The organism is Hwangdonia lutea, from assembly GCF_032814565.1.
Taxonomy (GTDB): domain Bacteria; phylum Bacteroidota; class Bacteroidia; order Flavobacteriales; family Flavobacteriaceae; genus Hwangdonia; species Hwangdonia lutea.
This window is the reverse complement of the sequence record NZ_CP136521.1, coordinates 1,877,594-1,893,070: the sequence shown is the minus strand read 5'-3', so window position 1 is coordinate 1,893,070 and position 15,477 is coordinate 1,877,594. Positions and strand designations below refer to the sequence as shown.

Here is a 15,477-nt window from a genome sequence, read left to right as displayed (position 1 = left end):
TTTATATCCTAAGGCCCCTGCCAGTAATGCGAGGTAAACCTAAAAAGTTTCCTTTTAATTCAACTTTTTGTTATCTTTGCTAAAGTAAATCGACAAATAAACTGAATGAAACCAAAATTTGAAGTAGTTTTTCTTGAACAAGCTATTGACTTTATGTCCAAAATAGATGCGAAAGCTAAAAAGAAAATCTATTATAATTTGGATAAAGCAAAACTCGAAAATGACCCAAAGCTTTTTAAGAAATTGACAGATGAAATTTGGGAATTTAGAACACTTTACCAAGGAATTCAATACAGACTTTTTGCCTTTTGGGATAAAACTGACAAAACTGAAACGCTTGTGTTATCAACACACGGAATGATTAAGAAAGTAAATAAAGTTCCGAAATCACAAATTGAGAAAGCATTGAAAATAAGAGCTGAATATTTTGAAGAATAAATCTGAAATTATGGCAACGAAAAACAAAAAAATGAAAATGATGACACTTGACCAAATGAAGGACAAAGACATCGGGAAGATTGGGACACCAGAACGAGACAAATATGAATTTGACTTGCGTATGGAAGTACTTGGAGATATGATAAAATCTGTTCGAAAAGAAAGAAATTTAACACAAGAACAACTTGGCGAATTAATAGGGGTTCAGAAATCGCAAATATCTAAATTGGAACGAAACACAAAAAACGTTACAATAGAAACGATCTTAAAAGTATTTAGAGCCTTAAAAGCAAATGTCAAGTTTAGCGTCGAAATGAACGATTTTGACTTCAAAGTAGCGTAAAGCACTACTGGCAATAACGTATATAGCTCATAGCTAGTCAGTTGCATAATCGAAGTTAAGGCATATTTGGAAAGTCGCCAAATTTTTAAATTTGGCTTTTAGTAAAATAAAGTAAAAAGAAAAATTTAAAAATTCGGCTCGTGTATAATCCGAAAAGTCAGCGTCTTTTTACACGCTACGTTTCATATACAAAACCAATAAACGAACCTTCCAAAAAAAGTTTAAAATTACTACTAACGTTTGAGTTCCAGTAATTATTGGAACTCAAAAAAACACCTCCTTTTTAAAGAAATAAACCTTTATGGATTTGAAACCTATAGTTTTAAATAAAGAATAAAATTCCTTTTGAAACTTGCTTGCCATTCCGAATGAGGTACGAAGAGGAATCTCATCGGTATAAGGTTTGTCATCACTCGTTCCGCGTACTATCGAAATGACAAAACACTCTTAAAAGTTTTTAGAAACTAAAATAACCGCAATGAAATTGTAGGATGTAAACCTGTAACTTGATAATAAAAAAATGCCTCACGAAATTCGCAAGGCATTTTAAACTAAATAGGCTAATTCTATGTTTTAATGCTCATTCAATCTAAAATCCGGATAGGCGTCCATACCGTGTTCGTGAGAATCTAAACCTTCAAGTTCTTCGAGTTCTGAGACCCTGATACCGATTGTTTTCTTCAATACAAAAACAATTAAAAAGGTAGAAATGGTACAAATGGCGGCATAAGCTAGTACACCATATAATTGCGGTAAAAACGATAAACTATTGGCCGCTTCAGAAATCGTTGCAACCACATCGCCCTTGGCGTTTAAAAAATCACCTGCATCATTGGTAACGGCACTAAATCCGAAGATACCAACAGCCAGCGTTCCCCAAATACCACAAACTAAATGTACGGCAATGGCCCCAACAGGATCGTCTAACTTTAGCCTATCAATACACCCAACGGCAAAAACAATGAGCGCACCCGATACGGCACCTATTATTATAGCCGCTGTTGGCGACATTACGTCTGCACCAGCAGTAATACCCACAAGGCCTCCAAGAATACCATTTAAAAACATGGTTAAATCTAAATTTTTGTAGACGATTGTTGAGGTAATGGCAGCTACAACCCCACCACTTGCTGCGGCTAAACACGTGGTAACTAAAACCAAAGAGGTTAATCCTGGGTCTGCAGAAAGCACAGAGCCACCGTTAAAACCAAACCAACCTAACCAAAGAATTAATACACCCGCCGTTGCCAAAGGAATATTATGCCCTGGAATGGCCTGTATTTTTCCGTTTTTAAATTTACCTATTCTGGCACCCAATAAACACACAGCTACCAAGGCGCCCCATCCTCCAACAGAGTGCACTAAAGTAGAACCTGCAAAATCATAAAAGCCCAATTGGTCTAAAAATCCGCCGCCCCATTTCCATGAACCCGCAATGGGGTAAACAAAGCCAACATAAATTACAGCGTAAATCATAAACGCGCCAATCTTCATACGTTCAGCCACTGCTCCCGAAACTATGGTCGCTGCCGTTGCTGCAAACATACCTTGAAACAAAAAGTCGGTCCAATAGGTATAGCCTTCATTATAGGCGAGATCCAAAGTTCCTGCACTGGTTAATGGTGAATCCAGTCCAAATCCTGCAAATCCGAATATCCCCCAATCACCAGATTCAAACCCTGGATAGGTTAAGTTAAACCCAACCAGAGCATATAAAAGCAAGCCAACGGTAATAATAAATATGTTTTTAAAAAGGATGTTTAATGTATTTTTTTGTCTCGTTAATCCTATTTCCAAGAGGGCAAAACCCATATGCATAAAGAAAACGAGTGCTGTACAGATCATCATCCATACATTGTTTGTAGTAAGTAATTCCATAATATTTTAATGATTATTTAAATGATGATGATTATCTTAAGGTATCTCCGCCTTTTTGTCCGGTTCGTATTCTGTAACATTCCTTGACATCGGAAACAAAAATTTTCCCATCGCCAACATCGCCTGTTCGCGCTACTCTTAAAATGGTGTCTATGGTTATTTCCTCAAAATCATCGTTAACCACAATGGATAGATATCTGCGCTGAATATCGCTCGTACTATAGGAAACCCCTCGGTACACATGGCCTTCTTTTTCGTTTCCTAACCCGGTTACATCCCAGTACGAGAAAAAATTTACGCCTACTTCGTGCAAGGCATCCCTAACTTCGCTGTACTTGGATTTTCTAATAATTGCTTCAATTTTTTTCATGATTGCTTTATTTTAAATTAAAATGAATAGATGGCTGCCATTACGAAAGACCCCAAGCTTTTTGATGGCATTAAATCGTTATCCCAAAAAGCCCCTTCTTCACTTGTTGAATCCAATCTTATTTCTGGTTTTATGGTTAAGTTTTCAACGGCATAGCTACCTGTTAATGTTAGTGCAAATACAGAACCGTATCCATTGGTATCATATGCTCCGATACCTCCTGCGCCAAAATCAGATTCAGAAAAATACTCAGCTCTTAAACCGGCAGTAAAGCTTTCACTTATTGCATACTGCGGATATATTGCTCCACCTGTAAATGAACCGCCATTATCTTCGTAACTTAAATGCGCTGCATTGATACCTAAGAAGAAAGTATCGAATAAATCAATTCCTCCGGTAAAATCAATTTCAAAAAATGAAGGGTCTACCAATACATTTAGGAACTGTCCTGAATATCCTAATTGGGCGCCAAATGCGTAATCACCGGTTGGATTAAATTCAGTGATGTCTGTATCATTCATAACACCCAACATTAAGCTGAAATCTTCAGATAAAGCAAAATCAGCTTTCAGCCCTGTGTGGGTAAAAGGCCCATAGGAGAACAGGTAAGATGTGCTATAGTTAAAGTTAACAACAGGCGAAATAACCTCATAACCTAAAAAAGTATTGAAATTACCTATGGTAAGTTTTACGGATTCACTCACGTTCCAGTAAGCATATAATTGGGCTACGATGTTGCCCGTGCCTATTTCCTCATTTCCTACAGGGTACATTGGAGAATTAAATATGGCGTCCGTCCCTCTCGGACCAAACATTAAATCGGCAACAAATCCTGTTTTTTTACCTTCATAACTAGCAACAAGATTTACCATTCCTAAGGCAAAACCAGGCAAATTAGCAAATGAAGACCCCGGCGCAACATGATTTTCATCGTTAGGCGCCGAAAAGTTAGCTCTATAATAAGCATCAACGCTTCCGCTAAAGCTAAACTTTGGAGTGGTTGCTTTTTCTTGTGCAAACATCGCAGTTGCCACAAAACACATTAATAGTGTTGTAATTTTTTTCATAAGTTTCAATTTTAGTTATTAGTTCTATTATTTTCTAAGAACAGGTCAAAACTATTTAAAAAATATTTTAACCCCATAAAAAATGGGGTTAACTAATTCATTTTTGTTAATTTTTATATTTCAACCCTATTTTTTTGAGGGTATAAAGATTTGACTTTATTTTTTTTAGATATTTTTAATTTGAATTTTGAATTATTATTAGCTTTTCTCATTTTTAATTGATTTTAATTTTATACAAATGACCTTTTACTAACATTAATTCATGCTTTTGCTTTTAAAACCCGTTTTTATGAATTGAGTATTTATTAAAATATTTTTGTTTGATTGATATATAATTAGTTTTGCATTGACTTAATTTTCAAAATCGGAATAATGATTCAACCCTTGTTATTATTCAAATTCTAGTGCATATCTTAGCTTTTCAACACCTATTTTTAACTTAAAATTTGTTGATTATGCTGAAGAAACAAGGACTATATTTACCTGAATTTGAACACGAAAATTGCGGTGCAGGTTTTATATGTAATCTAAAGGGAGAAAAAACCAATCAAATAATACACGATGCCTTAGAAATTCTAGTAAAACTAGAACATAGAGGCGGCGTTAGTGCCGATGGAAAAACGGGCGATGGCGCAGGACTTTTAATCGATATACCGCACGCCTATTTTAAAAGGGTTTGCGATTTTGATATTCCGGTACAAGGAAAATATGCTGTGGGTATGGTGTTTTTGCCTAAAAACGTAAACCAATATAAATTTTGTAAAGACACTTTTGAAAAAGAGATTGTTGAACAAGGCTTATCGGTTTTAGGTTGGAGACAGGTTCCGGTTGACTCATCACAATTGGGTGAGATTGCACTAGCATCCGAACCCAATATCGAACAGCTTTTTGTTGAAAAAACAAACGACATATCGGAAGATGTATTTAAGGCCAAATTATATGCGGCCCGAAAAATTACCGAGCATATTATTGCCAATTCAAAAATGTCAGAAAGCTCATATTTTTATGTGTCCAGTTTATCAACAACCACTTTAATATATAAGGGTATAATTATGCCCGAAGATATTGGTCCCTATTATAAAGATTTACAAGAAACCGATTTGGTTACCCGATTGGCATTGGTGCACCAGCGTTTTTCTACCAACACGATGCCCACCTGGGAACTCGCACAACCGTTTAGGTTTATGTGCCAAAACGGGGAAATAAATACACTTCGTGGTAATGTAAGCCGTATGCGTGTTCGGGAAGAAATTATGAAAAGTGAGGTTTTCGGTCCTCAAATTGATAAATTATTCCCCATAATTTTACCCGGAAAATCAGATTCGGCTTCCATGGATATGGTCGTTGAATTGTTAACGCATACCGGACGCTCGTTACCGGAAGTCATGATGATGATGATTCCCGAGGCTTGGGAAAAACACAAAACCATGTCGCCAGAGCGCAAGGCCTTTTACGAGTACAATGCCTGTATTATGGAACCTTGGGACGGCCCCGCATCGGTACCTTTTACCGATGGTAATTATATTGGCGCCTTATTGGATAGAAACGGTTTGAGACCTTCGCGATACACCGTTACCAAAAGTGGTAAACTCATTATGTCCTCAGAAATTGGGGTGGTTGATATTGCTCCCGAAGATATTGAAAGCCACGGCCGTTTAGAACCCGGAAAAATGTTTTTGGTTGATATGAACGAAGGGCGCATTATAAATGACGAAGAAATTAAAAGCAAAATTGTTTCGGAAAGACCCTATCAAGAATGGTTGGATAAAACCCGATTACATTTAAAGGACATTCCTTATAACAACGAAACCTGCCCCATTGAAACCATCGATTTAAAAACCCGCCAGCGTTTATTCAATTATACATTCGAGGATATTCAAGAAGTTATCACTCCAATGGCCGTAAACGCTAAAGAAGCTTTGGGCTCTATGGGAATCGATACACCTTTGGCAGTTTTATCGGATAGACCGCAACTTATTTCAAACTATTTTAAACAATTATTTGCCCAAGTTACCAATCCGCCCTTGGATGGTATTCGCGAGGAAATTGTCACAGACATCAGTTTAAATCTGGGTAAAGACCGCAATATTTTCAGTATTTCTGAAAGACAATGTAGAAAGTTAAAAATACAGAATCCTGTAATTTCCAATGCCGATTTAGAAAAAATAAGATGCATCTCGGTTGAAAGTTTTAAGGCTGAAACCATAGAAATGCTCTATCCAAAAGCACAAGGGCTTAATGGGCTTGAAGATGCTCTAGACGATATAATCGTTCAAATTGAAAAAGCACTCGACCGCAAAACAAACATCATCATTTTGTCGGATAGAGGTGTTAATAAAGAGCTTGCGCCTATTCCAGCTTTGTTGGCCTGTTCGTATGTAAACCATCAAATGAACCGCTTACGCAAGCGTTCGTATTTTGATATTATCATCGAATCTGCCGAACCTCGTGAGCCGCATCATTTTGCCACTTTATTCGGTTATGGCGCCAGTGCTATAAACCCGTATATGGTAAACGAAATCATCCGTTCTCAAGTAAAAGAGGGCTTTATCACAGGAATGGACGAGCAAAAAGCGGTCGATAATTTCAATAAAGCCATCGGAAAAGGCATCCTAAAAATAATGAACAAAATAGGAATCTCTACCTTACATTCGTATCGAGGTTCTCAAATATTCGAAATTGTAGGGTTCAATTCTTCTTTTGTTGAAAAATATTTCCCCTATACCGCTTCAAGAATTGAAGGTATTGGATTATACGAAATTGAAAAAGAAATTAACGAACGTTACAAATACGCTTATCCAGATAAATTAATCGACAAACGACTAGGCTTAAATATTGGTGGCGATTACCGTTGGCGACGTAATGGCGAACGCCACATGTTTAACCCAACAACCGTTGCAAAATTGCAGCAAGCCGTTAGGTTAAGCGACCAAGCTAGTTACGATGTTTATGCTAAAGCTGTAAACGAACAGTCTGAAAATTTAATGACCATCCGTGGTTTGTTTGAGTTTGATAATTTAGATCCCATTCCAATAGATGAAGTGGAACCTTGGACAGAAATCGTAAAACGCTTTAAAACAGGAGCGATGTCCTACGGCTCCATTTCACGTGAAGCACACGAAAATTTAGCCATTGCCATGAATCGTATTGGCGGAAAATCCAATTCTGGCGAAGGTGGCGAAGACAGAAACCGTTTTCAACCCGATGTTAATGGAGACAGCCGAAACTCTGCAATAAAGCAAGTAGCATCTGGTCGTTTTGGAGTGACTTCGCATTATTTAACCAATGCCAAAGAGATTCAAATTAAAATGGCACAAGGTGCTAAACCCGGTGAAGGCGGCCAATTACCCGGCGAAAAAGTATTACCGTGGATTGCCGCGGCTCGTAACTCTACCCCTTTTGTGGGCTTAATTTCACCACCGCCGCATCACGATATTTATTCCATTGAAGATTTAGCGCAACTCATTTACGATTTAAAAAATGCTAATCGCGAAGCGCGAATTAATGTAAAATTGGTTTCAGAAGTTGGTGTTGGCACTATTGCAGCCGGTGTAGCAAAAGCCAAAGCCGATGTGGTTTTAATCGCAGGATACGATGGCGGTACCGGTGCATCACCTTTAACCTCGTTAAAACACGCTGGATTGCCTTGGGAATTAGGTTTAGCCGAAGCTCAACAAACCTTGGTTTTAAACAAGCTAAGAAGTAGAATTGTGGTGGAGTGCGACGGTCAATTAAAAACAGGGCGCGATGTGGCCATTGCCACTTTATTGGGCGCCGAAGAATTTGGTTTCGCCACAGCACCATTGGTTGCTTCGGGTTGTATTATGATGCGTAAATGCCACTTAAACACCTGTCCGGTGGGTATCGCTACCCAAGATAAAGAATTGCGAAAAAACTTTAAAGGCACACCGGAGCATGTTATTAATTTCTTCTATTATATCGCTGAAGAATTACGAGGCATTATGGCGCAATTAGGGTTTAGAACCATGGATGAAATGATTGGTCAAACCCATAAAATAAACGCCAATAAAGCCATTAAACACTACAAAGCTAAAGGATTGGACTTGTCGTCAATCTTACACAGGCCAGCCGTTTACAATGAAATGCCTGTTAGAAATTCAGAAAAACAAGACCATGGTATTGATAACGTTATGGATTTTCAAATTCTAAAAGATTCACACCGGGCTTTATACCGTAAAGAAAAAATGACTTTAGCTTATCCAATCAATAACATAAACCGAACGGTTGGCGCTATTGTAAGTAACGAAATCTCCAAAAAATACGGACACTTGGGATTACCTGAAGATACCCTAAACATCAATTTTACAGGTTCGGCAGGTCAAAGTTTTGGTGCTTTTGGAGCCAACGGACTTACATTTACATTGGATGGCAACACGAACGATTATTTAGGCAAAGGACTTTCAGGCGCTAAATTAATTGTAAAGAAACCAGCCAAGGCAACCTTTTCAGCAGAAAACAACATTATTGTTGGAAACGTGTGTTTGTTCGGTGCCGTTGAAGGTGAAGCCTATATTAATGGTATTGCAGGCGAACGTTTTGCCGTACGAAACTCCGGTGCAACTGCTGTAGTGGAAGGTGTTGGCGACCATTGTTGCGAATACATGACTGGTGGAAAAGTAGTGGTTTTAGGTAAAACGGGGCGCAATTTTGCCGCAGGCATGAGTGGCGGTATTGCCTATGTTTACGATCCTGAAAATAAATTTACTAACGGATTGTGTAATACCGAAACCATTGAGTTTGAAGATATTTTAGAAGCAGATGCCAAGGATTTAAAAGAACTTATTGAAAAACACGTTTTATATACAAACAGTAAACTTGGTAAAACATTATTAAAGGATTGGGATGCCAGCTTAAAACATTTTGTTAGGGTGATGCCAATCGAATACAAGAAAGCTTTAGAGCGTTTGGAAAAAGGAGAAGTACTAGTTGAAGCATTAGAAACAGCATAATACGATGGGAAAAATAACAGGTTTTAAAGAATTTGAAAGACAAGATGAAGCATACACACCTGTAAAGGATCGTGTAAAACATTATAAGGAATTTACTATACCGCTTTCTGAAGACGAACAAAAAAAACAAGGATCGCGTTGTATGGATTGTGGTATTCCATTTTGCCATAGTGGTTGCCCATTAGGGAATTTAATCCCGGATTTTAACCACATGGTACATCAAGGCGAATGGCAAAAAGCCTCGTGGATACTACATTCCACCAATAATTTCCCTGAATTTACAGGGCGCTTATGTCCTGCACCATGTGAGCAGGCCTGCGTTTTAGGTATTATTGAAGACCCGATTTCTATAGAAAATATTGAAAAAAATATCGTTGAGCGTGCCTTTAAAGAAGGTTGGATTAAACCACAACCACCAAAAACAAGAACAGGTAAAACCATTGCCATTGTAGGCTCTGGGCCAGCTGGTTTGGCAGCAGCCCAACAGCTAAATAGAGCGGGACACACGGTAACCGTTTTTGAACGTGATGACGAAATTGGAGGCCTATTGCGATATGGTATCCCTAATTTTAAAATGGAAAAGGAAATTATCGACAGACGTTTAGCCATTTTAAAAGCCGAGGGTATCATTTTTAAAACCAATGTGAATGTTGGTGTAAATTATGATGTTGAGGCCTTAAAAGCTTTTGATGCCGTAGTACTTTGTGGCGGTGCGACCGAAAGACGTAGTTTACCAACACCCGGTATTGATGCCGATGGGGTGGTACAAGCTATGGATTTTTTAACCCAACAAACCAAAGTATTGTTTGGAAAAAAAGTAGAAGATCAAGTATTGGCAACCGATAAAAACGTGATTGTAATTGGAGGTGGCGATACAGGATCGGATTGTGTGGGCACCTCAAACCGCCAAGGTGCAAAATCGGTCGTAAATTTTGAGATTATGCCCAAACCTCCGGGGCATCGTTCGCCAACTACACCGTGGCCTTATTGGCCATTGCAGTTAAAAACATCGTCTTCGCATAAGGAAGGAGTTGAAAGAAACTGGCTTATTAACACCAAAGAATTTATAACCGATAAAAACGGAAAGCTAACGGCATTAAAAACCATAAATGTCGAGTGGGAAATGATTCCGGGCGAACGCCCAAAGCTTATAGAAATTAAAGGTACCGAAAAAACGTGGCCTTGTGATTTGGCACTTTTGGCTTTAGGATTTACCGGACCGGAAAGTACGCTAGCCGATAAGTTAGGTATAGAAACCGATGCGCGCTCAAATTACAAAGCAGAATATGGCAAGTATCAAACCAACATCCCAAATATATTTACCGCAGGCGATATGCGTCGCGGGCAATCCTTGATTGTTTGGGCCATTTCTGAAGGCAGGGAAGCAGCACGACAAGTGGATATTTATTTGATGGGCAAATCTGATTTGGCCACTAAAAATGCCGCCGGCGATTTGGTTGGGGTGTAACTTTAATATTAGTGTATAACCAAAGAGGTTGTTTAAAAAGTCTAATTCTATGTCATATTGAGCTTGTCGAAATATTTTAACTTATTGACAATCAAGATCGGTTTCGACAAGCTCAACCTGACAAATTAAATCCAAAGGACTTTTTAGACAGCCTCTTTTATTTGGAATTCCTCATAAACTCCTCACATTTTTCAACCATATTTTTACTGCCGCAAACAAAAGGTACACGCTGGTGTAATTCGGTAGGCTCTACATCCAAGGTTCTTGTAAAGCCATCACTCGATTTTCCGTTGGCCTGTTCAGCCAAAAATGCCATAGGATTACATTCATAAAGTAATCGTAATTTTCCGTTGGAATTCATCGAGCTTTTTGGGTACAGATAAATACCGCCCTTAATCATGTTTCTATGAAAATCGGACACTAAAGAACCAATATACCGCGATGTGTACGGTCTATCACCTTCTTCTTGTTGGCAATACTTAATGTAGTTTTTTATCCCTTGAGGAAAATGGATATAATTACCTTCGTTAACCGAATAAATTTTTCCGTCTTTAGGAAATTGCATATTAGGGTGCGATAGATAAAAAGTACCAATGGCGGGGTTTAAGGTAAACCCGTTTACCCCATCGCCCGTCGTGTAAACCAACATGGTAGATGTGCCATAAATAACATATCCAGCAGCAACTTGTTTGCTCCCCTTTTGTAAAAAATCGGCGAGGGTTACTGGTGTTCCCACTGGGGTTACGCGCCTGTAAACTGAAAAAATAGTACCCACCGATACATTAACATCAATATTTGAAGAGCCATCTAACGGGTCAATTAAAACCACGTACTTATTTTGGTTGTTTTCGTCTTGACTGTTAATCGAAATAAAATCGTCTTCTTCTTCGCTGGCAATTCCGCAAACAATATTTCTTTTGGTAAGGGTTTGAATAAATTTTTCGTTAGCGTAAACATCTAGTTTTTGCTGATCTTCACCTTGTATATTAGTATCGCCAACGGCTCCAATAATATCAACCAATCCAGCTTTATTAACTTCGTGATTTACTACTTTTGCCGCCAATCGAATGGAATTAATAAGTCGAGATAACTCCCCCGAACTATATTTAAACGATGCTTGATTTTCAATAATAAACTCTCCTAAAGTTTGGTTTTTTCTAGTCATGAAAACGGATTTTTGTTTGTGCAAATATCTATTAATTTTTAACCAACTACAACGATTTCGTAAAAGATTAATGGGCTTACATATTCAACTTTAAACTATATTTGAAATTATTTTAACCCTATGACTTATAAAATAAGAAATGCCACCGCGCACGATATGCCACATGTGCTGCGTTTGATAAAGGAGTTGGCTCTTTTTGAAAAAGAGGCCGATGCCGTTGAAATAACGGTTGAAGATTTACAAAAAGATGGCTACGGAGAACACCCTCAATTTCATTGTTTTGTTGCCGAAGTGAATAACCAAATTGAAGGTATTGCATTGGTATATAATCGATATTCCACATGGAAAGGAAAAGCCATTCATTTAGAAGATTTAATTGTTAGCGAGAAAATGAGAGGCTCTGGCCTAGGCACCGCACTTTTAGATGAAGTGATAAAATACGCTTACCAATTAGGCGTAAAGCGGGTAAATTGGGAAGTACTGGACTGGAACGAACCTGCCATTGCATTTTACGAAAAAAAAGGCGCCGATGTTAAACGCGATTGGTTTGTGGTGCATTTAAACGAAGAAGGTATAAAAAATTATATTTCGAAGTTAGGATAAACCGGTATTAAGTTATTAGGCAATACGCACAAATAACTTTATAATCAATCACTCAATCACTCTAATAAAACATGCAAGTATTCAAATTTGGTGGTGCATCGGTTAAAGACGCAAATGGTGTTAAAAACTTAGCGGCAGTGTTGCAGAAAACAGGTTATAACAACACCTTAATTGTAGTTTCGGCCATGGGCAAAACCACCAATGCCATGGAATTGGTTTTAAAAAATTATTTTACTAATAAAGCGCAGTTACAAAGCTCGATTCAAGATGTTAAAAAGTTTCACAATCAAATTTTATTAGATTTATTTGAAAACGAAAACCATCCTGTTTTTAAAAAAATAGCCCTGTTGTTTGATGAGCTAAACAGTTTCTTAAATACCAATAAATCGCCAAATTACAACTTTGTTTACGATCAAACAGTTGGTTTTGGAGAGCTTATTTCAACAACAATCATCAGCGAATATTTAAATACCATTGGCATAAAAAACAATTGGATTGATGTTCGCAATCATATAAAAACCGATAAATATTACAGACGTGCCCATGTTAAATGGGACGATACCCAACGATTAATTACCGCACAATTCAACAAAAATGTTTTGAATATTACACAGGGATTTTTAGGTAGCGATGCCAACAATTTTACAACAACTTTAGGGCGAGAAGGTAGCGATTATACGGCTGCCATTTACGCCTACTGTTTAAATGCAGAAAGCGTTACCATTTGGAAAGATGTTCCGGGTGTTTTAAACGCCGATCCTCGGTATTTTGAAAACGCACAATTACTTAAAAAAATATCGTATCGCGAAGCCATAGAGCTGGCTTTTTATGGCGCTTCGGTTATTCATCCAAAAACATTGCAACCTTTACAAAGAAAGGAAATTCCGCTTTACGTAAAATCCTTTTTAAATCCGGAGCAAGTTGGAACTTTGGTAGGAAAGGATAGTGCTTTAGAACCCATGATTCCGTGTTTTATTGTAAAGAAAAACCAAGTACTTATTTCGCTCTCATCTTTAGATTTTTCATACATTGTTGAAGATAACATCAGTGAAATTTTCAAACTTTTGCACCAATATAAAATGAAGGTTGATGTGATTCAAAACTCAGCCATCAGTTTTTCAGTTTGTGTCGATAATATGTATAACAATCTCGAAGCATTATTACATCATTTAAAATCAAAATTTAAAGTTACTTGTTACGAAAATGTCTCGCTTTACACCATTCGGCATTATAACGAAAGTGCGATTAAGCAAATAGAAACCGGTAAAACCGTGTTACTAAAACAATTAACACAAGAAACCATTCAAGTAGTAACTAAATAGTTTATTTAGTACATTTACACTCATGACCAAGCAACTAAATACAGGATTGGTAAGCGCCAAAGAAGTAGCCAAAGCCATACAGTTAGATAAATATGGATTTATTGGTACATTTTTAGGTTGGCTTTTAATGAAACTTCTTAAAATATCTACACTCAATAAAATATACAATAGAAATAAGCATTTAAGCCATTTAGAATTTTTGAATGGGATTTTAGGTGAATTTCAAATCAAGTTTGAAATCCCCGAAGAAGACCTAAAACGTTTGCCAAAAGACGGTGCTTACATTACCGTATCCAACCATCCGCTAGGAGGTATTGATGGGATTTTGCTTTTAAAATTAATGCTGGAACAACGCAGTGATTTTAAAATTATTGCCAATTTTTTGTTGCATCGCATCGAACCGATGAAGCCTTATATTATGCCTGTAAACCCTTTTGAAGACCGCAAAGACGTTAAATCTAGCATTGCCGGTTTTAAAAATGCGATTCGTCATTTAAAGGATGGACATCCGCTCGGTATTTTTCCAGCCGGAGAGGTTTCAACCTATCGCGATGGTAAATTAGTGGTGGATAAACCGTGGGAAGAAGCGGCCATGAAACTCGCGCAAAAAGCCGAAGTGCCCATTGTGCCTATTTATTTTCATGCCAAAAACAGTAAATTGTTTTACAAGCTTTCTAAAATTAGCGACATTTTTAGAACGGCTAAATTACCATCGGAATTATTAACCCAAAAACGACGCGTTATCAAGGTTAGAATAGGAAAAGCTATTTCGGTTAACGACCAAAAAGAACACACAACACTTGATGAGTTTTCTGGTTTTTTAAGGCGAAAAACCTATATGCTTTCCAATGCTTTTGAGGAAAAATCTAAGATTTTAGATAATATTTCATCAACGCTTAAGCCTCATAAAATACCCAAAAAAATTGTAACACCCGTAGATTCAGAAACCATGATTTCTGAGGTTGAAGCGCTTAAAAAGGAGGATTTCAGATTGCTTACGAGTAAGAATTACGAGGTGTATTTGGCACCTGCCAAAAGCATCCCGAACATATTAAGGGAAATTGGTCGCCTACGTGAGATTACGTTTCGCGAGGTGGGCGAAGGCACCAACGAATCTATCGATTTGGATGGTTTTGACACCTATTACCACCACATGTTTTTATGGGACAACGAACGTAATTTAATTGCCGGTGCCTATAGAATGGGATTGGGTTCGCAGATTTTTGAACGCTACGGAATTGATGGCTTTTACTTGCAGGATTTATTTAGGTTTGAGCCTGAATTGTATAAAATGATGAGCCAATCCATCGAAATGGGTCGTGCTTTCATCATAAAGGAATACCAACAAAAACCCATGCCTTTATTTTTACTTTGGAAAGGTATTGTGCACACCACATTACGCTATCCAGAGCATAAATTTTTAATTGGTGGTGTAAGTATTAGCAATCAGTTTTCAAATTTCTCAAAATCGTTGATGATCGAGTTTATGAAATCGCATTATTACGACCCCTACATCGCGCAATATGTACATCCAAAAAAAGAATTTAAGGTAAAACTGAAAGATGCCGATAAAGAGTTTGTTTTTGATGAAACCGAAGCCGATTTAAACAAATTCGATAAAATTATTGACGAGGTGGAACCGGGTGCATTGCGCCTCCCCGTGCTGCTTAAAAAATACATAAAACAAAACGCGCGATTGGTGGCCTTTAATGTGGATCCGCTGTTTAACAACGCCGTTGATGGTTTAATGTACATTAAAATTGCCGACTTGCCCGAGAGCACCGTGCGTCCTGTTATGGAAGAATTTCAAGCGGAACTGGAACGTAAGTTTATGGAGAATAATGGGGGTTAAG

Annotated in this window: 11 protein-coding genes; 7 read left to right on the top strand and 4 right to left on the bottom strand. The window is 37.7% G+C overall.

Features of this window, described 5'->3' with window-relative positions; all coding sequences use genetic code 11:
* The first annotated feature begins 105 nt into the window (after positions 1–105).
* Positions 106–438, top strand: a complete 333-nt coding sequence (locus RNZ46_RS08190) for a type II toxin-antitoxin system RelE/ParE family toxin (RefSeq protein WP_316984896.1) — start codon at positions 106–108, stop codon at positions 436–438.
* A gap of 10 nt (positions 439–448) precedes the next feature.
* The gene (locus RNZ46_RS08185) at positions 449–781 is read left to right on the top strand and encodes a helix-turn-helix domain-containing protein (protein WP_316984895.1); all 333 of its coding nucleotides are present in this window, start codon (positions 449–451) and stop codon (positions 779–781) included.
* A 573-nt stretch (positions 782–1,354) separates the two neighbouring features.
* Here the strand turns inward: RNZ46_RS08185 and RNZ46_RS08180 are convergent.
* Genes RNZ46_RS08180 through RNZ46_RS08170 form a run of 3 tightly spaced genes read right to left on the bottom strand, consistent with a single transcriptional unit; the run spans position 1,355 to position 4,096 of the window.
* A complete protein-coding gene (locus RNZ46_RS08180; RefSeq protein WP_316984894.1) occupies positions 1,355–2,659 on the bottom strand; it encodes an ammonium transporter in 1,305 nt (434 codons plus the stop codon).
* A 31-nt stretch (positions 2,660–2,690) separates the two neighbouring features.
* Positions 2,691–3,029 (bottom strand): P-II family nitrogen regulator, encoded by a 339-nt coding sequence (locus RNZ46_RS08175; RefSeq protein WP_316984893.1) that lies wholly within the window; start codon positions 3,027–3,029, stop codon positions 2,691–2,693.
* 17 nt (positions 3,030–3,046) lie between these two features.
* A complete protein-coding gene (locus RNZ46_RS08170; protein ID WP_316984892.1) occupies positions 3,047–4,096 on the bottom strand; it encodes an outer membrane beta-barrel protein in 1,050 nt (349 codons plus the stop codon).
* A gap of 455 nt (positions 4,097–4,551) precedes the next feature.
* Here RNZ46_RS08170 and gltB point away from each other — a divergent pair, with 455 nt between their 5' ends.
* Entirely contained in the window at positions 4,552–9,066 is a 4,515-nt protein-coding gene (gene gltB, locus RNZ46_RS08165) for a glutamate synthase large subunit (protein ID WP_316984891.1), read from the top strand.
* Between the two features lie 4 nt (positions 9,067–9,070).
* On the top strand, positions 9,071–10,534 hold the full coding sequence (locus RNZ46_RS08160; protein ID WP_316984890.1) for a glutamate synthase subunit beta: 1,464 nt from the start codon (positions 9,071–9,073) through the stop codon (positions 10,532–10,534).
* Between the two features lie 157 nt (positions 10,535–10,691).
* Here the strand turns inward: RNZ46_RS08160 and fbp are convergent, their stop codons facing one another.
* Positions 10,692–11,699, bottom strand: coding sequence for a class 1 fructose-bisphosphatase (fbp, locus tag RNZ46_RS08155; protein ID WP_316984889.1), 1,008 nt, complete (start codon positions 11,697–11,699; stop codon positions 10,692–10,694).
* A 120-nt stretch (positions 11,700–11,819) separates the two neighbouring features.
* Here fbp and RNZ46_RS08150 point away from each other — a divergent pair, with 120 nt between their 5' ends.
* The 3 genes from RNZ46_RS08150 to RNZ46_RS08140 all read left to right on the top strand — a co-directional run bounded on the left by RNZ46_RS08150 (position 11,820) and on the right by RNZ46_RS08140 (position 15,476).
* Positions 11,820–12,302: a GNAT family N-acetyltransferase gene (locus RNZ46_RS08150; protein WP_316984888.1), complete on the top strand. Its 483-nt coding sequence runs from the start codon at positions 11,820–11,822 to the stop codon at positions 12,300–12,302.
* A gap of 71 nt (positions 12,303–12,373) precedes the next feature.
* Positions 12,374–13,624 carry an aspartate kinase gene (locus RNZ46_RS08145; RefSeq protein ID WP_316984887.1) on the top strand — a complete coding sequence of 417 codons (1,251 nt, stop codon included), beginning with the start codon at positions 12,374–12,376 and terminating at the stop codon, positions 13,622–13,624.
* Positions 13,625–13,646: 22 nt separating this feature from the next.
* Positions 13,647–15,476 (top strand): GNAT family N-acyltransferase, encoded by a 1,830-nt coding sequence (locus RNZ46_RS08140; protein ID WP_316984886.1) that lies wholly within the window; start codon positions 13,647–13,649, stop codon positions 15,474–15,476.
* Position 15,477: the final 1 nt, after the last annotated feature.

What these genes read in the sequence shown, in the direction of transcription:
- RNZ46_RS08170 (WP_316984892.1), bottom strand. Translation starts at nt 4,096, where the DNA reads ATGAAAAAAATTACAACACTATTAATGTGTTTTGTGGCAACTGCGATG.
- fbp (WP_316984889.1), bottom strand. Translation starts at nt 11,699, where the DNA reads ATGACTAGAAAAAACCAAACTTTAGGAGAGTTTATTATTGAAAATCAA.
- RNZ46_RS08175 (WP_316984893.1), bottom strand. Translation starts at nt 3,029, where the DNA reads ATGAAAAAAATTGAAGCAATTATTAGAAAATCCAAGTACAGCGAAGTT.
- RNZ46_RS08180 (WP_316984894.1), bottom strand. Translation starts at nt 2,659, where the DNA reads ATGGAATTACTTACTACAAACAATGTATGGATGATGATCTGTACAGCA.
- RNZ46_RS08190 (WP_316984896.1), top strand. Translation starts at nt 106, where the DNA reads ATGAAACCAAAATTTGAAGTAGTTTTTCTTGAACAAGCTATTGACTTT.
- RNZ46_RS08150 (WP_316984888.1), top strand. Translation starts at nt 11,820, where the DNA reads ATGACTTATAAAATAAGAAATGCCACCGCGCACGATATGCCACATGTG.
- RNZ46_RS08140 (WP_316984886.1), top strand. Translation starts at nt 13,647, where the DNA reads ATGACCAAGCAACTAAATACAGGATTGGTAAGCGCCAAAGAAGTAGCC.
- RNZ46_RS08160 (WP_316984890.1), top strand. Translation starts at nt 9,071, where the DNA reads ATGGGAAAAATAACAGGTTTTAAAGAATTTGAAAGACAAGATGAAGCA.
- RNZ46_RS08185 (WP_316984895.1), top strand. Translation starts at nt 449, where the DNA reads ATGGCAACGAAAAACAAAAAAATGAAAATGATGACACTTGACCAAATG.
- RNZ46_RS08145 (WP_316984887.1), top strand. Translation starts at nt 12,374, where the DNA reads ATGCAAGTATTCAAATTTGGTGGTGCATCGGTTAAAGACGCAAATGGT.
- gltB (WP_316984891.1), top strand. Translation starts at nt 4,552, where the DNA reads ATGCTGAAGAAACAAGGACTATATTTACCTGAATTTGAACACGAAAAT.